This window comes from Streptomyces sp. NPDC102441 (genome assembly GCF_044765585.1).
In the GTDB taxonomy this organism is placed as follows: Bacteria; Actinomycetota; Actinomycetes; order Streptomycetales; family Streptomycetaceae; genus Streptomyces.
Genome location: NZ_JBIWKH010000014.1, coordinates 21,190 through 42,653 on the forward strand (window position 1 = coordinate 21,190; position 21,464 = coordinate 42,653).

Here is a 21,464-nt window from a genome sequence, read left to right on the forward strand (position 1 = left end):
CGACACCGGACTGCCCATGACGGTGCCCGCACCGGGGCTGCCCGCCCGGGTCCGTATCCATGAGGTCGGTGCCCGCGACGGACTGCAGAACGAGAAGTCCGTCGTACCGACAGGGGTGAAGGCGGAGTTCGTCCGCCGGCTCGCGGAGGCCGGGCTCTCCACGATCGAGGCGACCAGCTTCGTCCACCCGAAGTGGGTGCCCCAACTGGCGGACGCGGAACAGCTGTTCCCGATGCTCGGGGACGTCGCTGACGTCGGTGACGTGGCCCTGCCCGTCCTCGTGCCGAACGAACGCGGCCTGGACCGGGCGCTCGCGCTCGGTGCCCGCAGGATCGCCGTGTTCGGTTCGGCGACGGAGACGTTCGCCGCCCGCAACCTCAACCGCACGGTGGACGAGTCGCTCGCCATGTTCGAGCCGGTCGTGGCCCGGGCGAAGGTGGCCGGGGTGCATGTGCGCGGCTATCTGTCGATGTGCTTCGGCGACCCGTGGGAGGGCGCCGTGCCCGTCGCGCAGGTCGTGCGGGTCGCCAAGGCGCTGATGGACCTCGGCTGCGACGAGCTCTCCCTCGGCGACACGATCGGCGTGGCCACCCCGGGCCATGTGACGGCGCTGCTGGCCGCGCTGAACGATTCGGGGGTCCCCACGGACACGATCGGGGTTCACTTCCACGACACGTACGGCCAGGCGCTCTCCAACACCCTGGCCGCGCTCCAGCACGGGGTGACGACGGTGGACGCCTCGGCGGGCGGCCTGGGCGGCTGCCCGTACGCGAAGAGCGCGACCGGAAACCTCGCCACCGAGGATCTCGTGTGGATGCTCGACGGCCTCGGTGTCGAAACCGGGGTCGATCTCGGCGCACTCACCGCCACAAGCGTGTGGATGGCCGAACAACTGGGCCGCCCGAGCCCGTCCCGTACCGTCCGCGCGCTGTCCCACAAGGAGTGAAGCACCCATGTCCCTTGACCACCGGCTGACCGCCGAACACGAGGAACTGCGCAGCACCGTCGAGGAGTTCGCACACGATGTGATCGCCCCGAAGATCGGTGACTTCTACGAGCGCCACGAGTTCCCGTACGAGATCGTGCGGGAGATGGGGCGCATGGGCCTGTTCGGCCTGCCCTTCCCCGAGGAGTACGGCGGCATGGGCGGCGACTATCTCGCCCTCGGGATCGCCCTGGAGGAGCTGGCCCGGGTCGACTCCTCCGTGGCGATCACACTGGAGGCCGGGGTCTCGCTCGGCGCCATGCCGGTCTACCGCTTCGGGACGGAGGAGCAGAAGCAGCGGTGGCTGCCGAAGCTCTGCGCGGGCGAGGCGCTCGGCGCGTTCGGGCTTACGGAGCCTGACGGCGGCTCGGACGCGGGCGGCACCCGGACGACGGCCGTGCTGGACGAGGCCGCCGGCGAGTGGGTGATCAACGGCTCCAAGTGCTTCATCACCAACTCCGGTACGGACATCACGGAGCTGGTCACGGTCACGGCGGTCACCGGCCGCAAGGAGAACGGCGCCCCGCGCATCTCCGCGATCATCGTCCCGTCCGGCACCCCCGGCTTCACGGTGGCCGCCCCGTACTCCAAGGTCGGGTGGAACGCCTCGGACACCCGCGAGCTGTCCTTCTCCGACGTCCGCGTCCCGGTGGCGAACCTGCTGGGCGAGGAGGGCCGCGGCTACGCGCAGTTCCTGCGGATCCTGGACGAGGGCCGAGTCGCGATCTCGGCGCTGTCGACGGGCCTGGCGCAGGGCTGTGTGGACGAGTCGCTGAAGTACGCGAAGGAGCGGCACGCCTTCGGGAAGCCGATCGGCGCCAACCAGGCCATCCAGTTCAAGATCGCGGACATGGAGACACGGGCGCACATGGCCCGGGTCGGCTGGCGCGACGCGGCCTCACGGCTGGTGGCGGGCGAGCCGTTCAAGAAGGAGGCTGCCATCGCGAAGCTGTACTCCTCGACGGTGGCGGTGGACAACGCCCGCGAGGCGACGCAGATCCACGGCGGCTACGGCTTCATGAACGAGTACCCGGTGGCCCGGATGTGGCGCGACTCCAAGATCCTGGAGATCGGCGAGGGCACGAGCGAGGTCCAGCGGATGCTGATCGCCCGGGAGCTGGGCATGGACGCCTGACGGGCGGACTCCACCCCAGGCGTTGTCAGTCCGGCCCCAGGAGGCCCACCCCGCCGATACATCCGCCGTCCCCCTTGCCCTCCCCCTCCGCGATATGTGAGGTTAGGCTAGCCTTTCCTCTAATCGTCTCCCGGCAACGTCCTGGCCGTTCCGGTTCCTGGGAGGACCCCCGCATGACGACCGCCACCGCATCCGCCGTCGCCCCCTTCCGGTTCTTCGACCTGACGGTCCTGAGGACCAGCAGGCTGAGCCCGTCCATGCAGCGAATCACTCTCGGCGGACCGGGAAGCGACGGCTTCGTCGCCGGGGGACGGGACCAGAGCCTCTCGGTCTTCCTGCCGCATCCGGGCCAGACGGAGGCCGTGGTCCCGGTCGACGAGAACGGTGAGTGGTTCCCGGCCTGGCGGGCCCTGCCCCCGGACGTCCGGGCGGTCATGCGGTCGTACACCGTGCGCGCCCAGCGGTACACCGCGGACGGCTCTGCCGAGATCGACATCGACTTCGCGCTGCACGCGGACGGTGGACCGGCCTGCCGCTGGGCGGAGGCCGCCGCGCCTGGACAGCGGCTCACCGTGCTGGGCCCCACCGGTGAGGACAACAACGGGATCCGCTTCCAGCCGCCGCAGGACACCGGGTGGGTGCTGATCTGCGCCGACGAGACCGCGCTGCCCGCGGCGTCGGCCGCGCTGGAGTGGCTGCCCGCCGGGACCAGGGCCAAGGTCTGGCTGGAGGTCCCGCACACCCAGGACCGGCTGGACATCCGCACCGAGGCCGACGCACACATCACCTGGCTCGTAGGGGACGACGGCGCCCCCTCCGCCGTGGACGCCGTGCGTGCCGCGGAACTGCCCGAGGGCACCCCGTACGTCTGGATCGCCGGCGAGGCCGCAGGGGTCAGGGCGCTGCGCCGCCACTTCGTCCAGGAGCGGCGGTTCGACCGCAGGCGCGTCACGTTCGTCGGCTACTGGCGGCGTGGACTGAGCGAGGAACAGCTCAGGGAGGAAGCGACGCGGGTGGCCGCGTAACCCTGAGCGGTATCCGTTTCAACCAGACCGTGCAGTCGGTTACGTACGGTGAGGACGCCGGGCCGTGCGCCGCCCGTACCGTCGACAGTGCCCTCCGCGCCCTCCGCGCCTGGCACCTCGCCCCGGTCACCGGGAAATCCGGCCCGCCGGCACGATCTTCGCCACGCTGGCCGGAACCGCGTACGGGCCGGCCGAGGAACCGACCGCCGCGGGACAGTCCGCCGCGGCCGGTTTCCACGCCGCCGGGACCCGCATGGCCGAGGAGCGGCCGGCGCGATCGCGCCACATCGCCGAGGGGCTCTCGGCGCACCGAGGTCGGATGAGAATGTAAGCGACATTTCCGCCACACCAGCCCCACTGGATGAGAAATCTGCCCGATATCGGGCAGATTTCTTGCGTAGCGCCACCGATCCACGCAATATCGACGAGTGCTCGAACACCGCCCTGCGCATGACGACCTCATCGACCACCTCGTACGCTCCACCGCGCTCCAGCGCGGCGAGGCCGCCCGGGTGATCCTCGACGTGCTGGCGTACTTCGACGAGACGACCGAGGTCTTCGTCCGGCGCCGCCACCGCGAGATGCAGGCCGGCGGCCTGGTGAACACGGAGATCTTCGAACGGATCGCGGCCGAGCTGCCGCACCGCGCGGTGGCGCCGCAGGAGCTCTCGCTCCGCCAGCTGCGCCGCATCGTCTACGGCTGAGCAGGACGGGCCGGGCACCGAACTTTTGTACGTCGATGGAGGGCAGAGAATCCATGTGCGGGATCGTCGGTTACATCGGGAAGCGTGACGTGGCTCCACTGCTGCTGGAGGGCCTTCAGCGGCTGGAGTACCGGGGTTACGACTCCGCGGGCATCGTCATCACGGGCAAGGCCGCGGCGGGGAAGCCCGGCACCCTGAAGATGGTCAAGGCCAAGGGCCGGGTCCGCGAGCTGGAGGCCCGCGTGCCCAAGCGGTTCGCCGGCACCACCGGCATCGCCCACACCCGCTGGGCCACGCACGGCGCCCCGAGCGACGAGAACGCGCACCCCCACCTGGACACGGAGAGCAAGGTCGCCGTCGTCCACAACGGCATCATCGACAACGCCTCCGAGCTCCGCGCGAAGCTCGTCGCCGACGGCGTCGTCTTCCTCTCCGAGACCGACACCGAGGTGCTGGTCCACCTGATCTCCCGCTCGCAGGCGCTGACGCTGGAGGAGAAGGTCCGCGAGGCGCTGAAGTCCGTCGAGGGCACGTACGGCGTCGCCGTCCTGCACGCCGACTTCAACGACCGCATCGTCGTCGCCCGCAACGGCTCCCCCGTGGTGCTCGGCATCGGCGAGAAGGAGATGTTCGTCGCCTCCGACGTGGCCGCCCTCGTCGCGCACACCCGCCAGATCGTCACCCTGGACGACGGCGAGATGGCCACCCTCAAGGCCGACGACTTCCGTACGTACACCACGGAGGGCTCGACCACGACGGCCACGCCGACCACCGTGGAGTGGGAGGCCGAGTCGTACGACATGGGCGGCCACGACACGTACATGCACAAGGAGATCTCCGAGCAGGCCGACGCCGTGGACCGCGTGCTGCGCGGGCGCATCGACGACCGCTTCTCCACGGTGCACCTGGGCGGCCTGAATCTGGACGCCCGCGAGGCGCGCGGGGTCCGCCGGATCAAGATCCTGGGCTGCGGCACCTCGTACCACGCGGGAATGATCGGCGCCGGCCTCATCGAGGAGCTGGCCCGCATCCCGGCGGACGCGGAGCCCGCGTCGGAGTTCCGCTATCGCAACCCGGTCGTGGACCCCGACACCCTGTACGTCGCCGTTTCGCAGTCCGGTGAGACCTACGACGTGCTGGCCGCCGTGCAGGAGCTCAAGCGCAAGGGCGCGCGCGTCCTGGGCGTGGTGAACGTCGTAGGCTCGGCGATCGCCCGTGAGGCGGACGGCGGCATGTACGTCCACGCGGGCCCCGAGGTCTGCGTCGTCTCCACCAAGTGCTTCACCAACACCGTCGTGGCCTTCGCGCTGCTCGCCCTGCACCTGGGCCGCATCCGCGACCTGTCGGTGGCCGACGGGAAGCGGATCATCGAGGGGCTGCGCAAGCTGCCGGAGCAGATCGGTCAGATCCTGGAGTCGGAGGACGAGATCAAGAAGCTGGCCGAGGAGTACGCGGGCGCGCAGTCGATGATGTTCATCGGCCGTGTCCGGGGCTACCCCGTCGCGCTGGAGGCCTCCCTGAAGCTCAAGGAGATCTCGTACATCCACGCCGAGGCCTACCCCGCCTCGGAGCTGAAGCACGGCCCGCTCGCGCTCATCGAGCCGGCACTCCCCACCGTCGCGATCGTCCCGGACGACGACCTGCTGGAGAAGAACCGCGCCGCGCTGGAGGAGATCAAGGCCCGCAGCGGCCGCATCCTCGCCGTCGCCCACCGCGACCAGGAGAAGGCCGACCACACGATCGTCGTCCCGAAGAACGAGAACGAGCTGGACCCGATCCTGATGGGCATCCCGCTCCAGTTGCTCGCCTACCACACGGCACTGGCCATGGGCCGTGACATCGACAAGCCGCGCAACCTGGCGAAGTCGGTCACCGTCGAGTAGCGCGCACCCCTTCCCACCTCCCACGAAAAGGGCCCCTGGCGCGGCGCCAGGGGCCCTTTTCGTACGCCCATGAGATGACTTGGCGTGCCCATGAGATGTCTTCGTGCGCCCAGGACGACTTCGTGCGCTCAGGGGATGACGATGACCGGACGCTGGGCGCGGCGCGCGAGACGGCCGGCCACGGACCCGAAGATCCGGCCCACGATGCCGTGCGTCGAACCGACCACGATCGCGTCGGCCGAATACTCGCGGCCGACCTCCTCCAGCTCGTGACAGATGTCCCCGCCGCGCTCCACGAGCACCCAGGGCACCTCGGCGAGATAGTCCGCGCAGGCCAGCTCCAGCCCGAGGACCTCGGTGCGGTGGTCGGGCACATCGACGAAGACGGGCGGCTCGCAGCCGGCCCAGACCGTGGTCGGCAGCCGGTTGGCCACATGGACGATGATCAGTCCGGAGCTGTGCCGGTGCGCCATTCCGATGGCGTACGCGAGGGCTCGTTCGCTCGACATGGAGCCGTCGAAGCCGACCACGACGCCATGCCGGAAGGCGGGATCGCAGGAAGGGCGCGACTCTTCGACCGTCTGCGGTTCCGACCCGGGGTCGGCTACCTGCTTGCGGTCTGCGGGTTCAGGGATTTCGTGACCGGCCATCGGTGTCTCGGCGAAGAGAGTCCTCGTGAGGAGGGAGCGGTTTTGGAGGTGTACCTGCGAGCGGTGAAGCTGTGTCCGGGAAACATCTTCCCAACCCCTTACCCCTAAGGGTACGGCGCCACTCCTCCACTGCCCAGCCCTCGCACATCGCAGGCGGTGATGGAGGGAGCATGCCGGAGACCACCCCTGTATGGCAATGCCGGTTGCGTCGTACATCCAGCTCGTGAAGGCTCTGACGGGTTCCGGTCACGGTGTCCGGCCGGCTCCCGCCGGGTCGCCGCGCGGCGGCCGAATGTGCCACTCGCCCCTGCGGGCCGGGCCGTCACCCCCCGCCATCATGCAATTGCACAACGTTCACCTGAGGACCCCGGACGGCCCTGAGAGACCCCAGAGGCGCATGGAGGCTCCCGTGAACTGGGGGCGTACGCCGGTCGCATGACTGGAATGCGCGCACGCAACCATCGCTTTTCAGCCAACTTCACCTGCACCCGGTTCTCTTGGTGTCATGGCCGCCCAACCCGCGTGCCACCAGGCAGGAATAGACCGCGCGGTACGCTTTGACCCTATGGGGACGGGCCATGATCGCCATGCGCACTTCCCTGTGGCGCTCACGGGTGAAACGCTTCGTGATCGAACGCTTCGCGCCAAGTTGCCTTGTCGACATAGTGCCGGTGGGGGAACGTGTCACGTCGGGACCACGGGACGCAGTAGATTCGATCTTGAGTGTCGAGGACTGGGGACGCGTGCGAGACCGAGGGGAAACGTGCAGGAGCGACAGGCCCGTAGGGACCAGGAAGACGCGAACACCGAGGGGGGCTTAGCGTCATGAGCCAGGACTCCGCCACCGCAACGGAGGCCGCACGGAAGCTGACCGGGCGGCGGCGCCGGGAAGTCGTAGCCGTGCTGCTGTTCAGCGGCGGCCCTATCTTCGAGAGCTCCATTCCGCTCTCAGTTTTCGGAATCGACCGGCAGGACGCGGGCGTTCCGCGCTACCGCCTGCTGGTCTGTGGGGGTGAGGAAGGACCGCTGCGCACCACCGGCGGGCTCGAACTCAGCGCACCGTACGGACTGGAGGCCATCAGCAGGGCCGGCACCGTCGTGGTGCCCGCCTGGCGGTCCATCACATCACCACCGCCCGCGGAGGCCCTGGACGCTCTGCGCCGCGCCCACGAGGAGGGCGCCCGCATCGTCGGACTCTGCACGGGGGCCTTCGTCCTCGCCGCGGCCGGCCTGCTGGACGGCCGCCCGGCCACCACCCACTGGATGTACGCACCGACGCTGGCCAAGCGCTATCCGTCGGTGCACGTCGATCCGCGTGAGCTGTTCGTCGACGACGGCGACGTGCTCACCTCGGCCGGAACAGCGGCCGGAATCGATCTGTGCCTCCATATAGTCCGTACCGACCACGGCACCGAGGCGGCAGGGGCCCTGGCCCGCCGGCTCGTCGTACCGCCGCGGCGCAGTGGCGGTCAGGAGCGCTACCTCGACAGGTCTTTACCTGAGGAGATCGGCTCCGACCCGCTCGCCGAGGTCGTGGCGTGGGCGCTGGAGCATCTCCACGAGCAGTTCGACGTGGAGACGCTGGCCGCGCGTGCCTACATGAGCCGGCGGACCTTCGACCGCAGGTTCCGTTCGCTCACGGGCAGCGCGCCGCTCCAGTGGCTCATCACCCAGCGCGTGCTGCAGGCGCAGCGGCTGCTCGAGACCTCCGACTACTCCGTCGACGAGGTGGCGGGCCGCTGCGGCTTCCGCTCACCGGTCGCGCTGCGCGGGCACTTCCGCCGCCAGCTGGGCTCCTCGCCCGCCGCGTACCGGGCCGCCTACCGGGCCCGCCGTCCGCAGGGCGGGGTGCTGGAGAGCGTCACCACGGTGCTGGAGACGTCCGTGCCCGCCCAGGGCACGGCGTCACACCGGCGGGCCGCCGCGGCGGCCTCACCCGGCCCGCCCCCGGTCACCGCGACGGCCGCTCCCGGCGGCCCCGTGGAGCGCCTCGGAGTGGGCCCCGAGGCGTATGTTCCGGGCCGCCCGGCCCTGCCGGGGCAGCGCAGCGCCCCGTAGGGTGGGGCCCATGAACGACCGTATGGTGTGGATCGACTGCGAGATGACCGGGCTCTCGCTGACGGACGACGCACTCGTCGAGGTGGCCGCGCTGGTCACCGACTCGGAACTGAACGTGCTCGGTGAAGGGGTGGACATCGTGATCCGCCCACCGGACGCGGCCCTGGAGACCATGCCCGAGGTGGTGCGGCAGATGCACACCGCCTCGGGCCTCCTCGACGAGCTGGCCGGGGGCACGACCCTGGCCGACGCGGAGGAGCGGGTCCTGGCCTACATCCGTGAGCATGTGAAGGAGCCGGGCAAGGCCCCGCTGTGCGGAAACTCGGTCGGCACCGACCGGGGCTTCCTCGCGCGTGACATGCCGTCGCTGGAGGGCTACCTCCACTACCGGATCGTCGATGTGTCCTCGGTCAAGGAGCTGGCGCGCCGCTGGTACCCGAGGGCGTACTTCAACAGTCCGGACAAGAACGGCAACCACCGGGCACTGGCCGACATCCGCGACTCCATCACGGAGCTGCGTTACTACCGGGACGCGGTCTTCGTACCGCAGCCCGGCCCGGACTCGGCCCGCGCCAAGGAGATCGCGGCACGCCACACGCCGCCCGCCGGACAGTAGACACACCCGCTGGTCACGGGCCCTCCGGGGCCCGTGCACCCCTTCCGAAGAACCGGGGCGCGAGCACCCGCTCGGACCCTGTACACTTTTTCTCGGCCGGTCAGGAAAGCGACCGGGCGACATGGTGGGTATAGCTCAGCTGGCAGAGCACCTGGTTGTGGTCCAGGATGTCGCGGGTTCAAGTCCCGTTACTCACCCTGAATGATCAAGCCCTGACCTGTGGAAACAGGTCAGGGCTTCTTCATGCCCGAGACTTTGGGAACACGGCGGGAACACAGAACGGCGATTTCGCCCTACTGTCCCCTCATGGGGGGCATCGTGGGACGCGGGAAGCCGAGGTCCATGCCGGACGGGTGGATCATTTGAAGCACCTGCTTCGGGGTGCTCAGCGAGTCGTGAGCCACGCCGCGAACGCTGACCCGGCACATGTCCCCAGGGCGGCCAAGAGCCGTGCGGGGATGCGCTGGAAGGTCATACGAAATCCGCCGATGCGGATGTCCAGTGCAGGGCTGGCATGACTGGTTTCCATGGACAGGTCCTCCATCACGCTCTCCGGGGTGCTGCGAGGTGTGGTGACCGTAGCGCTGGGGGTGGGGTGCGCGTCCACCGCAGTGCTATTGGTAGACCCGAGATCCTGGATCGTCGGGGCCGGTCCTGTACGGATCTCACAGGCACCACAGTTTTAAGAGCCTGATGCTCACTGCGTATCCATGCGGAGGGAAAACGACTGACTCCTGAGCTGGACGGCATCTCTCAACGGCAAGGGCTCAGAGCGACAGTGCGTGCGAACTTCGTGCCAATGGGGGCGTCCGCCCCTCCGGGTACGAAGGGATGGGCGCCCCAGAGGAGGAGGGTCAGAGAATGCTCTCGGCTGCCTTCACCAGGGCGGCGGCGCTGGCATCGATGTCGTGGTTCATGGTGAGGGCCTGGTGTGGGAGCTGCGCGAGGCGATCGGCCAACTCCTCGCTGGGGGTCTCGAGGGGAAGGAGCCCGAAGACGTCGGGGTATCGGTCCTCTGTCCCGGCAGTGAAGAAGTCTTCCGCCACAACGCCGCGGGCTCCGGCGACGAGCTCGGGGCCGGTGTCCGGGACGATCTGCGGGAAGAGGATTCCGCCCGCGTGGCCCTCGGTAGCCAGGGTCAGGCCGAGCCACGAGCTGAGCTGGTCCGGGAAGAACTGCGGTTTCATCTCCGTCCCGTTGGACTTCCACAGCGGTCTCCGGTCGCCGGCCAGGAGCGCGTCGGTGACCTTCTGCTTCTGGGTCGGGTGCATCTGCTCGCCTGCCGCGAGGCGAGTGCGTACCAGTTCGAACCAATCGAGAGCGTCCAGGAGACCGAACCCGATCGCTGCCGCGCTGGGCCAGGGCAGGACACGGATGGTGTCGCCGTCCGCGCGGACGAAAACCCTGTCGTTGGCCAGGAGGTGGAGCCCGGTGCGGGCCAGGAGGAAACTGCTGGTGGTCTTGCCTGCTCCCTTGGCGCCGAGGGTGAGGAGCGTTGCGTTGTCGGTCGGGCGGGTGACTGCGGAGGCGTGGAGGATCTGCCAGCCCTCGGCGAGGAGCTGGCCGCGCACGATCTCCCGGGCGAGGCGGGCTGTGGCGGTGGCGACGGTTGTCTCGTCGGTGCCGACGATGCGCAGGATGCGAGCGGCAGGGTCCCACTCGTAGGCCAGGCCCTCCTGCGTCGCGATGATCAAGCCGGTCTCGGTACAGATGAGCAGCATTGGGTCCGTGGCGTAGATGACCTCCTCCGGGCCTCCGGCTGTGACGCGTGCGGTGAGCGTGGCGTGCTGCTCGGAGTCGACGTCGGCGTGGATGGCCGGTCCGGTGGTGTCGTCCGGGTTGGTGGCCGCGGCTGTCCACCAGAGGCCGAGGTAGCGGGCGGTCCAGTTGGTGATGGCCCGGGACCGGCTGATGACCGTGACGGCCTGGCCGTCAGCCGTCGTGATGCGGGTAGCGAAGGTGGTCATGCGTGTGTCATCTCCTTGAGTGTCGCGATGAGTTGTGCGTACGCGGTGTGCAGCTTGGCTTCGGCCGCCGCGAAGTCGCGGGCCTCGGCCCGGTCCAGGGTCGGGAGGCACACGGTGGGGTGTCCGGCGGTGAAGCGCAACGGCATTCCCAAGTAGGTGCTGGTGTCGCCAGGGGCGGACATCTCGATGACCCCGTCCATGACGCCGAGGACGTGAGCGAGTGCGGACACCGTGGCGCCGGCAGGGCCGGAGCGGACCCGGCCGATGCCGGCGCTGATCCGGCCGGGGCGGTCGGCCAGCTCTTCGCGGATGTGCTGGACGGGGATACGGGCCGGTCGCCCGTAGATGGTGGTGGAGGAGGCGCAGATCACCGCGTGGTCGCCGTGCTCTCCGATCACGTGGCCGTGGACCGAGTCGGTGGGCACGCCCACCATGCGCGCCAGAATGAGACGGTAGCGGGCGGTGTCGGTGCTGGAGCCGACGCCCCAGACCCGGGTACAGCCGGATACGTCTGCGAACAGTCGGCTCATGATGTCCACAGGGTTCGTCACCATCAGCACCGGCCCGGTGTACCCCGCCAGTTCCCGGGCCAGATGACGGACGGCGGCGCCGTTCGCCTCCAGGCCGGCCATGCGGACATCGGTCGTTCGGGCGTTGGTGAACTGGGCGCGGGGGCAGACGACGATGGCGTCGCATGACCCCATCTGCGACGGGCCGGCACGGTGCGCCCGTACGGAGGATGCGCTGAGAAGGCTCATGTCCTCCAGATCAGTGACCAGCCCATCGGCGCTCCGGCCGTGGCGAGAGGCGATCAGAACGGTGTCGCACCAGCCGGTGGAGACCAGGAGGGCGCCTACGGCCTGGCCGACAGCTCCGGCTCCGATGATGCCGACGGCGGTCACAGAGCCATCGCCTGCGCGGCCTGGGACAGGCACAGCTGCCACGTGTCCCGTGCGGAGTGCCGGGCGGTCAGTGCTGCGCTGGACTGGTCGAGCATCCGGCAGACGGCCCCTGCGCGGGCGGCTACGGCCGCACCGTGAGGAGACAGCGGCAGGCCCTCGGGGTTGGCGAGGTACGTGGTCAGGATGTTGGTGGTGTCCATCAGCCACAGCACGAGGAGTTGTCGGATCCACGCGCTCTCGTCGGCGGCGGACAGCAGCCCGGTTGTCTCGGCGGTGTGGGTGCGGACCGCCTCGATGACTGTGCGCACGTCGTCACCTGCGGGCTGGCGGGCGACCAACCCGAGGACGAGGCGGGACAAGAGCTTGGCGGGGTCGGCGCAGAGCCGGCCGCGCATGAGCCCGGGGTCGATGAACACCGGGCGGTTCTCGCCCGGAGGGAAGATCACGTGTTCCGGCTTGAGGTCGCCGAACACGCACGGCCGTGCCAGGGAAGGCGTGGCGGCGTTGCTGATGCGCAGGCGGGAGACCACACCGCTGAGCACGTCGCGTCCGGCAGGGGCTCGATTCCAAAGTCCGGGCGGACGGAGTCCATGAGGGCTGCACCTTCCTGGACCACGGCGACATCCGCCTGGGCGACGGCGTCCTGATCGGCCCGAAGACCAGCCTCATCTCCTCCGACCACCCGCTCCCGGCATCCGAGCGCAGCGAGTTCATCACGCGTGCGCCCTCACGATCGAAGCGAACGCGTGGCTCGGCTCGACGGTCACGGTTCTCCCCGACGTCACGGTCGGACTCGGTGCCGTGGTCGGAGCCGGAGCCGTCGTCACGCAGGACGTCCCGTCCGACACCCTGGTGACCGGACCGGCCGCGAACGCAATCGATGGAACGACTGAGCCAGGAGACCGGCGGCCTGATCCGTGTGCGGCCGGGCGGCCGGGCGGCCCCGCCGCGTCGGGGGAATGCGCGGCGGGGCCGCTCTGTCGGCTGCCCGGCGGCAGGCGATCCATGCAGGGCGTGGGGAGGGGGACCGCTGGTGCCAAAAAATCCGCAGCTGTGTGGAACGCGTGATGAGGCTCCATGCATACGTTCGGATCCCATGGGCACGCGCAGTGCAGCCCGAACGAATGGCTGACCGAACGAAGCCGACCGAAGCCACAATGACGCCCGGCAGGTGAAGCACATGGCCACGACCGAGAACACCAAGAGCGATGAGGACAGCAGTGGCGGCAACGGCCGGATCGGTGTCTCCACAGCGATGCGGAAAGCGGCCGAACAGCTTGCCGAACTCCTCCAGCGCCAGCCCGACTCGGTGTCCTCGCTGAATGCGACGGACGACGGCTGGGCAGCGGATGTGGAAGTCGTCGAGATCGAGAAGATCCCGGACACCATGAGCGTGATGGCTTCTTATCGCGTCAGGCTCGACGGTCAGGGTCAACTCATGGGCTACGAACGAATTCGACGGTACTCGCGAGGACAGGTCGACCGCTGAGCCGGCTCCTCACCGAGCAGCCGTACCGCGTAACACAACTCATTGGAAGGAAGACCGACCATGAGTCTCGTACAGCAGAGCAACGCCTCCAGCAACGGCGGGGGTGGATCCGGAAATCTCTACGACGTTCTTGAGCTCATTCTCGACAGGGGGCTCGTCATCGATGCCTTCATCCGTGTCTCGGTTGTCGGAATCGAAATCCTCAAGATCGATGTGCGCGTCGTCGTGGCCAGCGTGGATACGTATCTGCGCTTCGCCGAGGCGTGCAACCGCCTGGACCTGGAGTCCGGCCGTAAGGCGCCGACCCAGCTCACCGACATCGTCGGAGACACCGTCGAGAGCGGTGCCAAGGGCAAGTCGAAAGGGGCACTGACCGGCGCGGTCGAAGCCTTCACGGACTCCTTCCAGGGTGGCCGTGACGACTCCGACGACAAGGAGCAGGAGAAGGAGAAGCGGCCGGCGCGCAAGACCTCCGCTTCGAGCAGCAGCCGCCGGACGGCCCAGCGGCGGGAGGAGTAGCTCATGCCCACCTACATCTACGCCATCACCGCGGCTGAGCACCCGCTGCGGCTGGACGGTCTACCCGGCGTCGGGGAGCCGGCCGCGGACCTGCGGACCGTCAAGACGCGGGAGCTCGCCGCAGTGGTCAGTGACACACCGGCCGACCTGCGGGCGAAGCGACGGGACCTCGTCGCGCACCAGAGCGTGCTGGAGAGGCTGATGGCCGACGGCGCGGCACTGCCGATGCGTTTCGGTCTCGTAGGGCCCGACGACGAACAGGTACGCGCCGCGCTCGATCAGGGCAAGGACAGTTACACGGCCCGCCTTTCCGAACTCGACGGCCGGCTCGAATACAACGTGAAGGTCGCGCGCGACGAGGAAAGTCTGCTGCGGGAGATCCTCACGGAATCGCCGGAGGCCCGGCGGCTCAGCGAGCACACCCGGGAGAATCCGGGGGACCAGAACCAGAAGATGGCCCTCGGTGAACTCGTGTCGCACGAGGTCCAGGCACGGCAGGAAGCAGTGGCAGGAGAAGTGGCGACCGTACTGGCGTCGTCCGCGGAGCGGGTCTCGGAAGGAGAACCCACGAAGGCCCACTTCCTGAACGTCTCCTACCTCGTACGGCGTGACGACGCAGCCGCCTTTTCGCAGGCTGTCCACGAAGAGGCCGAGCGCAGGGGCGATGATTACACGTTCGCCCTGAACGGCCCTCTTCCGCCCTACAGCTTCGTCTGACGCACAGCCCTCGCAGACTCGCAGAGGGGAGGCACCTTTCATGGGCCTCATTACACAACTGCTCACCCTTCCGCTGGCCCCGGTGCGCGGTACGGCATGGGTTCTCGATCAAGTGGTGCTGGCCGCCGAACGCGAGCACTACGACCCGGGAGCCGTACGCACGGAGTTGGCCGAGCTGGAACGTGAGTTGCTGAGCGGGAATATCGACGAGGAAGAATTCGACCGACGCGAGGACGAATTGCTTGACCGGCTCGCCGAGTGCGACGCCTACCAGCGACGTCTGAACGAAAATTCCTGATCGTGGGAGATTGAGGTGCTCAACAGATGACCGGCAACGTCAAGATAGGTGTGGCCCTTGTGGGCGGATACCTACTGGGACGCACGAAGAAAGCCAAGCTGGCGATCGGCTTCGGAATGTTCCTGGCAGGAAAGAAGCTGAGCCTGGACCCGAAGCAGATCGGCAAGATGCTGGCCGACTCACCGCTCCTGGGCAGCGTCAGCGACCAGGTCCGCACGGAGCTGGTGGGCGCCACGAAGACAGCTGCCACCAACGCCCTCACTCAGCGGGCGACCGGCCTCGCCGACTCCCTGCACAAGCGCACCCTCGAACTCGAGGATCCGTCCGGCGCACAGGCGCGGGACGAGGAGGACGAGGGCGACGAGGAGCCCGAGGAGGACGACTCCCCCGACGCCCGGGACGCGCAGGACGACGAGGACACGGGCAGCGAGGGCACGGAGGAGGAGAAGCCGGCCCCGCGCCGCACGGCAGCGGCCAAGAAGACGGCCAAGTCTGCGGGAGGTGCCACCTCCGGAGCCCGTCGTACCGCATCGGGCGGCGCCCGGAAGAAGGCCGCTCCGGCCACTCGCAAGGCCGCCTCCGGGGCCCGCGGAAAGCGGGGTGGCAGCAATGGCTGACTCCGCTTTCAGCAAGCTCAAGGACGACGTGGCGAAGAATCCCGCCACCGACCGTCTCAAGGAAGAACTGCAGAACTACGTCAGCGCACGGGCACAGCACGCGGTCACCAGCCTCGGCCACAAGCTGGGCGAGGGGGTGGGCAAACTCGCGGACGGCAAGGACGCCCCCGGCGGCGCGGTGAAGAGCCTCGCCAAGGGCGGCAAGGCGCTCAGCGAGGGCAAGTCACCCGCACAGGCCGCCTTCAGCGCCGGGGCCTCCCATGTGAAGGACGCCGTCAAGGACAAGGTCAAGGGACTGTTCGGCAAGGGGCGCAAGGGCGGCGGAGGCAAGTCCAAGAGCGTCACGATCACCGAGGACATCGACGTCGGTGTGCCGGTGCGCGAGGCCTACGACCAGTGGACGCAGTTCCAGGAGTTCAGCACGTTCGCCAAGGGCGTCGTGAGTGTCGAGAAGTCCGACGACACGAGCAGCAACTGGAAGGTGAAGGTCGCCAAGTCCACGCGCAGCTGGAAGGCGAACGTCACCGAGCAGGTTCCGGACGAGCGGATCACCTGGACCACCGAGGGTGCCAAGGGGACGGTCAAGGGAGTGGTGACGTTCCACGCCCTCACCGACGACCTGACACGGGTCCTGCTCGTTCTCGAGTACTTCCCCAAGGGGCTGTTCGAGAAGACCGGGAACATCTGGCGCGCCCAGGGCCGCAGGGCCCGCCTCGACCTGAAGCTCTATCGCAAGTTCATCATGATGCGCGGCGAGGCGACCGACGGCTGGCGCGGTGAGATCCGCGACGGAGAGGTCGTCGTGGGGCACGACGAGGCCGTCGAGGAGGAAGAGGCCCGCGCCGAGGAGGAGAACGGTTCCGAGGCGGAGGAGCCCGGGTCCGGCGACGACGAGGCGGAGTCCGAGCACACGGACGAAGCCGCCGGCGAGGACGAGGAGCCCGCCGCAGAGTACGACGACGAGGACGGCGAGGACGGCGAAAACCCCCCGGAGGACGAGGCGTACGAGGACGAGGAGGAGGACGAAGCTCCCGCCGAGGACGCCCCCGAAGACGCCTCCGAGGACGAGGACGAGGAGGAGGAGCCTCTTGAGGACGAGGAAGAAGCGGAGGAGCCTGCCCCGCGCACCCGGCGCCGTACCGCCTCCGCACGTAGCTGACATGCTCCGCCTACAGCACGGATGGGACTGATCCGACGTGTCCGATTCACTGGCCGGCCGTATGGGGGCCTCTTCGGCAGCGTCCCCGTACGGCCAGCAGCAGTCCTCCGCGAATCTGGCCGACATCCTCGAACGAGTCCTGGACAAGGGCGTCGTCATCGCCGGTGACATCCAGATCAATCTGCTCGACATCGAACTCCTGACGATCAAGCTGCGCCTGCTGGTCGCCTCCGTGGACAAGGCCAAGGAGATGGGCATCGACTGGTGGGAGCACGATCCCTCGCTCTCCTCCCGGGCCCGCCCGGCACAGGGGCCACAGGCGGTCGGCGCTTCGAGGGACGAGGCGGCGGTGGAGGCGGAGAACGCACGGCTGCGGGCCGAGATAGCCGAGTTGAGGGCCGCTGTGGGGCTGCCGGCCGCGCAGTCCGCACACGCGGAAGGTGAGGAGTCGAAGTGACTGCGGAAGCGACCCCGGCGACGGGCCCGGCCATGTCCTACGTCTACGCCGTCAGCCGCGCCGAAGCCCCTCTCGAAGCGGCGCTCACGGGGCGGCCGGGCCTGGAGGGAGCCCCTCTGCGCACGGTCCGCGCCGGGGACCTCGTGGCCCTGGTCTCGTCGGTCCCCTCCGCCTCGTACGGAACCGAGGGTGTGAAGGCGCAGATGGAGGATCTCGACCGGCTCGAAGTGCTGGCCCGTACCCACCACTCGGTGGTCGAGGCGGCCTACGAGCACGCGACCGTCCTGCCCATGCGCCTGGTGACGGTCTACCTCGACGACGGGCGGGTCCGGGACATGCTCGGTGCCCGTGAGCCGGAGTTCTCCGCGCTGCTCGCCCGCCTCGAAGGCCATGTCGAGATCGGCGTCAAGATCTACGCCGACCCGCGCGAGGCGGTCACGGTGAGCGCACCGGCAACGGACACGGCGGCCGGACCGGGGCGGGCCTACCTGCAGAGGCGCCGGTCCCAGCAGCAGAACCACCGCGAGACCTACCGGGCAGCGGGTTCGGTGGCCGCCGAGGTGCCCGTCCGGGTGGCCGGCACCGCCAGGGCGCATGTCACGCACCGTCCGCAGCAGGGGGATCTCGCCCAGGCCGCGGGCGAGAACATCGTCAACGACGCCTACCTGGTCCAGGACGCGCAGGCCGAGGCGTTTCGCGCGGCTCTCGCGGGGCTCGCCGACGGCGTACCGGGCGTGCGCGTCGAGATCACCGGTCCGTGGGCGCCGTACTCCTTCGCGACGCCGCCCGCGGCGGACGGCGATGGTCCGCGATGAACGAAGAACTGGGAGTCGCCATGCCCGGCGCCGGCTTCGCCGAGCCCCGTGCCGGGCATTCGGCGCCGCCCGACGACTCCGTCGAATCCCTGGCCGGGCGCCAGGTGGCGCTCATCGACCTGCTGGACCGCTTGCTGAACGGAGGAGCGGTGCTCACGGGAGACCTGGTCCTCTCCGTCGCCGACGTCGACCTGGTGCACATCAACCTGAGAGCCGTGATCCGGTCGATCACGTCGGAGGAACCGGCGCCGTGGTGAGAACCGTACGGACGCCCCGGCACGGCAACGGCGATGAACGAGGAGCACTCCATGCCTGAGGAACCCGAGAAGGCGGAACCGCGTACACAGGCGACGAGCCTCCAGGAGGTCGCCCAGGCCGCGGCCCACGCTTTCGACCTCGTGCCCGCGGGGCCCGACGAACAGGCAACGACCCGCAGCGGACTGGCCCAGCGCCTGGAGACCGACCCGGAGACGGTGGAACGCGATCTCATCAAACTGGTGCTGACGATCGTCGAACTGCTGCGCCAGCTCATGGAGCGCACCGCTCTGCACCGGGTCGACGTGGGCGACCTGCGTGAGGAACAGGAAGAACGCATCGGCATGACGCTGATGATCCTTCAGGACCGGATGTCGGAGCTCTGCGAGCGATACGACCTCACCATGGAGGACCTCAATCTGGACCTGGGGCCGCTGGGTTCGCTGCTACCAAGGGATTCCGGCTGAGTTCCGCCAATCCGTTTCGAGCCGCATCGAGAGGTAACACGAAGACCATGACTGCAGAGAGCGAAGAATCCAACCATGTGAACGGTTCTACGGCGAAGTCCGGTACGGGTGCCAACACGGCCGGCGCCAAGGGGCGACGGACCACCGTGGCGGCCGGCAACCATGCCAAGTCCGGCTCGGCGGTCGCAGCCTCGAAGGCCAAGTCATCCGCGCAGGACGCCAAGTCCTCGGCCCAGGAGTCCGCCGAGTCGGCGGAGACCGGCGTACGGTCGGCCGGCCTGGCGACGAAGCGGGCCGCTGCCGCCGGCTGGGACACGGGCAGGCAGACTGTCCTGGACACGGCAGGCAAGGTGACCTCGACCGCGACCACCGCGTGGACCGTCGTCAAGCACCGCAAGGCCATTGCCGCGGGAGCCGCCGCAGGTCTCGGATCCATCGTGGGTGGCGCGTTCGTCCTCGGACGCCAGACGGCCAGGACCCATGCCGGGCCGATCACCCGCCTCACCGGCGGCCGGATCTGACCCGCCCGCGGCACACACCGCAACCCCGCTCCCACAGAGGGCCGACAGACCACTGTCGGCCCTCTTTCGGGCACAGCACGCGGTGGTGTTCCAGGATGTCGCGGATCAGGTCCCGTTACCGGCTGCCTTGGACGGTCAGCCCCCGGCCGGGGAGTTCAGGTCAGGGGCTGACTGCGCCCCGCTCCCGGCACGGCGGGCGCCACGCACTTCCAGCTGAGCGATCACCAGGGCGTGGAAGCGGTCCACCGCCTCGTCGACGCTGCGGATGAATCCGGACTCCGCGCTGCCGCGCCCGTTGCCCATCCCCTTGAACAGGGAGAGACGGAAGCCCACGATCTCCCCGCCGTCCTTCGGCAGAAGGTCCGCAGGTTCGGGGCGCAGCCGTTCCAGTGTTCCGCGTGGGCCCGCGCCGTCGGCTTCGACGAGCGTCTCGATATGCAGGTCTGCGGGTGCGGAGGCAAGCTGCCGGATCAGCCTCTTCGCCCTGCTGAGCGGATAGCCCTGTTCGGAAGCGGCCACCTCGATCGATGTACGCAGTTTTCCCGTGCGCAGATCCGCGGCGAGGGCCAGAATCCCCGGAGTCCCCTCGATGCGGAGCTCGGCGTCCAGCCGCCCCTGGGAACAGAGCTTGTCGGCGAGATCGACGCGGCGGGTGCGGGGGTCGGCCCCCCGCTTGGTGCGCTGGACAGGGAGTACCTTCTGTCCGAGCTCCCCTCCGAGCCGCAGACACACCTGCCGGATCAGCCTCTCCCAGCTTTCGATGACTTCAGTGGCCCGCGGGTCGCCCTGGCAGAGCGTCTCGTCATCGATGCCCCTGCGGACAGGCACCCAGGCCGCGCCCATGTTCTGGAACCCGTGGCAGCCCGAGTGCTCGTGCTGAAGGTAGTGCAGCAGTTCCTGGAGCAGCCACGCGTGCGTGACGTTGCCCACTCCCTCGTGGCGGATCAACATCTGCGCCTGGTGGGCGACTTCGGCCCACGAAAGGTGCCAGAGCGCGACCTTGTGCTTGCGCCTGCCGTCGATCCTGACATCGACGAGAGGGCTGCCCTCGAGCGCCACGTCGTTGGACAGGGTGATGACGGCCTCGTAGCCCCGTCGAGCGGCGATGTCCATGTACGCCTGCACCTGGTCCGGCTTGAGGGGATTGCCGTTCGTCTTCGTCTCGACCAGGGCGGTCCACAGTTTGCCCGCCCGCTCGACACGGATGACTCCGTCCGGACGACGAGGTGAGTCGCCGTGGGGCAGCGAGACCTCGGTGAATGTCTCCATCCGTCCGGCAGGCGCACCGAAACCGGCCGTGAGACGACGACCGAACTCGGGCACCTGGGTCATCACCGACAACAGGACCGAGGTGGCGCGCGTCTCACGTTCGCGATCGTTCTTGAGTGCCGAGAGGGGGAACAGCCGGGCCGTGCGCCATGCGTCGTTCTCGGCGAGCGACTTCTTCGCGATTTTCGGAAGCGTGACCTTCTTCCTGGCCGTACGTGGCCTGGAGCGCCTCTTCGGCTCGGGAGGAGCCGTCTCACCACCGCCCTCCACAGGGGCGGGTTCGGGGGCCCGCTGCGCGGGGACGACCGCCTCCTGAGACCGATCCTGGTGGTCCTGCTGCCCAGGCTCTTCCCCAGAGGCTTCCTCCTCGGCGTCGTCGTCGATGTCGACGCCGAAATCCGTCGCCAGCCCGCCCAGTCCGGATTCGTAGCCCTGCCCGACAGCACGGAACTTCCACTCGCCGCCGCGCCGGTAGAGCTCTCCGAAGATGAAGGCGCTCACGGCGCCCGCATCCTCGATGGAGAACTGGACCAGACTGTCACCGGAGCTGTCCGCGAGCGTCAGGTGGAGGTCGTTCAGGTCCCCGAATCGGGATCCGCCGTAACGGCTCGCCGCCACCACGATCTGCTCGACCTCGGGCGGTACCGCGTCGAGATCGAAACTGATGCGGTCCTCGTTGCCGTCAGCGGTGGGAGTCTTCCCGAGCAGCTGGATACTGCCGTTGCCGGCGATCGGGTTGTTGTAGAAACAGAAGTCGGCATCGCTGCCCACCTTGCCGTTGCCGTCGAGCAGCAGGACGGAAACATCCGCGTCGCCCTCGCCCGTCGGGCTGCTCCACCCCAGGCTCATCATCACGGAGCCGACGTCTTCGCTCAGCGCGGCCAGCCCGACGTTCGCGCCTTTGACCATCTTCTGCATGCGGGCCCCCAGATGCGCTGCCGGGCCAGAACGCACGC

Annotated in this window: 24 protein-coding genes, 1 tRNA gene and 1 pseudogene; 20 read left to right on the plus strand and 6 right to left on the minus strand. The window is 68.9% G+C overall.

Going from position 1 to position 21,464, the window contains the following annotated elements; translation table 11 throughout:
- The first annotated feature begins 16 nt into the window (after nt 1–16).
- From ACIREO_RS28120 to glmS, 5 genes are all read left to right on the plus strand, one after another.
- Nucleotides 17–946: a hydroxymethylglutaryl-CoA lyase gene (locus ACIREO_RS28120; RefSeq protein ID WP_404115607.1), complete on the plus strand. Its 930-nt coding sequence runs from the start codon at nt 17–19 to the stop codon at nt 944–946.
- A 7-nt stretch (nt 947–953) separates the two neighbouring features.
- Nucleotides 954–2,120, plus strand: a complete 1,167-nt coding sequence (locus ACIREO_RS28125; protein WP_404115153.1) for an acyl-CoA dehydrogenase family protein — start codon at nt 954–956, stop codon at nt 2,118–2,120.
- Between the two features lie 173 nt (nt 2,121–2,293).
- Entirely contained in the window at nt 2,294–3,145 is an 852-nt protein-coding gene (locus ACIREO_RS28130) for a siderophore-interacting protein (protein WP_404115155.1), read from the plus strand.
- Nucleotides 3,146–3,573: 428 nt separating this feature from the next.
- On the plus strand, nt 3,574–3,849 hold the full coding sequence (locus ACIREO_RS28135; RefSeq protein ID WP_404115157.1) for a hypothetical protein: 276 nt from the start codon (nt 3,574–3,576) through the stop codon (nt 3,847–3,849).
- A gap of 53 nt (nt 3,850–3,902) precedes the next feature.
- Nucleotides 3,903–5,732: a glutamine--fructose-6-phosphate transaminase (isomerizing) gene (glmS, locus tag ACIREO_RS28140; protein ID WP_404115609.1), complete on the plus strand. Its 1,830-nt coding sequence runs from the start codon at nt 3,903–3,905 to the stop codon at nt 5,730–5,732.
- Nucleotides 5,733–5,860: 128 nt separating this feature from the next.
- On the opposite strand, the gene ACIREO_RS28145 is transcribed toward glmS, so the two are convergent.
- Nucleotides 5,861–6,382, minus strand: coding sequence for a universal stress protein (locus ACIREO_RS28145; protein WP_404115160.1), 522 nt, complete (start codon nt 6,380–6,382; stop codon nt 5,861–5,863).
- An 825-nt stretch (nt 6,383–7,207) separates the two neighbouring features.
- On the opposite strand from ACIREO_RS28145, the gene ACIREO_RS28150 reads away from it, so the two are divergent.
- From ACIREO_RS28150 to ACIREO_RS28160, 3 genes are all read left to right on the plus strand, one after another.
- Nucleotides 7,208–8,440, plus strand: a complete 1,233-nt coding sequence (locus tag ACIREO_RS28150) for a helix-turn-helix domain-containing protein (protein ID WP_404115163.1) — start codon at nt 7,208–7,210, stop codon at nt 8,438–8,440.
- A gap of 10 nt (nt 8,441–8,450) precedes the next feature.
- The gene (gene orn / locus ACIREO_RS28155; RefSeq protein ID WP_404115165.1) at nt 8,451–9,056 is read left to right on the plus strand and encodes an oligoribonuclease; all 606 of its coding nucleotides are present in this window, start codon (nt 8,451–8,453) and stop codon (nt 9,054–9,056) included.
- Nucleotides 9,057–9,180: 124 nt separating this feature from the next.
- Nucleotides 9,181–9,253, plus strand: a tRNA-His gene (locus ACIREO_RS28160).
- A gap of 377 nt (nt 9,254–9,630) precedes the next feature.
- Here the strand turns inward: ACIREO_RS28160 and ACIREO_RS28165 are convergent.
- The 4 genes and pseudogenes from ACIREO_RS28165 to ACIREO_RS28180 form a co-directional block, all read right to left on the minus strand.
- Nucleotides 9,631–9,726: pseudogene (locus ACIREO_RS28165) on the minus strand (DUF2662 domain-containing protein); the annotation flags it as partial.
- Nucleotides 9,727–9,910: 184 nt separating this feature from the next.
- Entirely contained in the window at nt 9,911–11,023 is a 1,113-nt protein-coding gene (locus tag ACIREO_RS28170; protein WP_404115168.1) for a hypothetical protein, read from the minus strand.
- Nucleotides 11,020–11,925, minus strand: coding sequence for a lactate dehydrogenase (locus ACIREO_RS28175; protein ID WP_404115169.1), 906 nt, complete (start codon nt 11,923–11,925; stop codon nt 11,020–11,022). Before ACIREO_RS28175 ends, ACIREO_RS28170 begins: the two co-directional genes overlap by 4 nt.
- Nucleotides 11,922–12,467, minus strand: a complete 546-nt coding sequence (locus ACIREO_RS28180; protein ID WP_404115171.1) for a hypothetical protein — start codon at nt 12,465–12,467, stop codon at nt 11,922–11,924. Before ACIREO_RS28180 ends, ACIREO_RS28175 begins: the two co-directional genes overlap by 4 nt.
- A 190-nt stretch (nt 12,468–12,657) precedes the next feature.
- On the opposite strand from ACIREO_RS28180, the gene ACIREO_RS28185 reads away from it, so the two are divergent.
- The 12 genes from ACIREO_RS28185 to ACIREO_RS28240 all read left to right on the plus strand — a co-directional run bounded on the left by ACIREO_RS28185 (nt 12,658) and on the right by ACIREO_RS28240 (nt 19,239).
- Nucleotides 12,658–12,993 (plus strand): hypothetical protein, encoded by a 336-nt coding sequence (locus ACIREO_RS28185; protein ID WP_404115611.1) that lies wholly within the window; start codon nt 12,658–12,660, stop codon nt 12,991–12,993.
- 112 nt (nt 12,994–13,105) lie between these two features.
- Nucleotides 13,106–13,414 (plus strand): gas vesicle protein, encoded by a 309-nt coding sequence (locus ACIREO_RS28190; RefSeq protein ID WP_404115173.1) that lies wholly within the window; start codon nt 13,106–13,108, stop codon nt 13,412–13,414.
- A gap of 60 nt (nt 13,415–13,474) precedes the next feature.
- Nucleotides 13,475–13,933, plus strand: coding sequence for a gas vesicle structural protein GvpA (locus tag ACIREO_RS28195; protein ID WP_404115175.1), 459 nt, complete (start codon nt 13,475–13,477; stop codon nt 13,931–13,933).
- A gap of 3 nt (nt 13,934–13,936) precedes the next feature.
- Entirely contained in the window at nt 13,937–14,650 is a 714-nt protein-coding gene (locus ACIREO_RS28200; protein ID WP_404115177.1) for a GvpL/GvpF family gas vesicle protein, read from the plus strand.
- Nucleotides 14,651–14,690: 40 nt separating this feature from the next.
- Nucleotides 14,691–14,948, plus strand: coding sequence for a gas vesicle protein GvpG (locus tag ACIREO_RS28205; RefSeq protein WP_404115178.1), 258 nt, complete (start codon nt 14,691–14,693; stop codon nt 14,946–14,948).
- A 26-nt stretch (nt 14,949–14,974) separates the two neighbouring features.
- Entirely contained in the window at nt 14,975–15,565 is a 591-nt protein-coding gene (locus ACIREO_RS28210; RefSeq protein WP_404115180.1) for a hypothetical protein, read from the plus strand.
- Nucleotides 15,558–16,724, plus strand: coding sequence for an SRPBCC family protein (locus ACIREO_RS28215; RefSeq protein ID WP_404115183.1), 1,167 nt, complete (start codon nt 15,558–15,560; stop codon nt 16,722–16,724). The genes ACIREO_RS28210 and ACIREO_RS28215 overlap by 8 nt, the downstream gene beginning before the upstream one ends.
- Nucleotides 16,725–16,761: 37 nt before the next feature.
- A complete protein-coding gene (locus ACIREO_RS28220) occupies nt 16,762–17,181 on the plus strand; it encodes a gas vesicle protein (protein WP_404115185.1) in 420 nt (139 codons plus the stop codon).
- Nucleotides 17,178–17,996 carry a GvpL/GvpF family gas vesicle protein gene (locus ACIREO_RS28225; RefSeq protein ID WP_404115187.1) on the plus strand — a complete coding sequence of 273 codons (819 nt, stop codon included), beginning with the start codon at nt 17,178–17,180 and terminating at the stop codon, nt 17,994–17,996. The genes ACIREO_RS28220 and ACIREO_RS28225 overlap by 4 nt, the downstream gene beginning before the upstream one ends.
- Nucleotides 17,993–18,253 (plus strand): gas vesicle protein, encoded by a 261-nt coding sequence (locus ACIREO_RS28230; RefSeq protein WP_404115189.1) that lies wholly within the window; start codon nt 17,993–17,995, stop codon nt 18,251–18,253. The genes ACIREO_RS28225 and ACIREO_RS28230 overlap by 4 nt, the downstream gene beginning before the upstream one ends.
- 51 nt (nt 18,254–18,304) lie before the next feature.
- A complete protein-coding gene (locus ACIREO_RS28235) occupies nt 18,305–18,718 on the plus strand; it encodes a gas vesicle protein K (RefSeq protein WP_404115191.1) in 414 nt (137 codons plus the stop codon).
- 47 nt (nt 18,719–18,765) lie between these two features.
- Entirely contained in the window at nt 18,766–19,239 is a 474-nt protein-coding gene (locus tag ACIREO_RS28240; RefSeq protein ID WP_404115193.1) for a hypothetical protein, read from the plus strand.
- Nucleotides 19,240–19,374: 135 nt separating this feature from the next.
- On the opposite strand, the gene ACIREO_RS28245 is transcribed toward ACIREO_RS28240, so the two are convergent.
- Nucleotides 19,375–21,426: a TerD family protein gene (locus tag ACIREO_RS28245; protein WP_404115613.1), complete on the minus strand. Its 2,052-nt coding sequence runs from the start codon at nt 21,424–21,426 to the stop codon at nt 19,375–19,377.
- Nucleotides 21,427–21,464 lie beyond the last annotated feature (38 nt).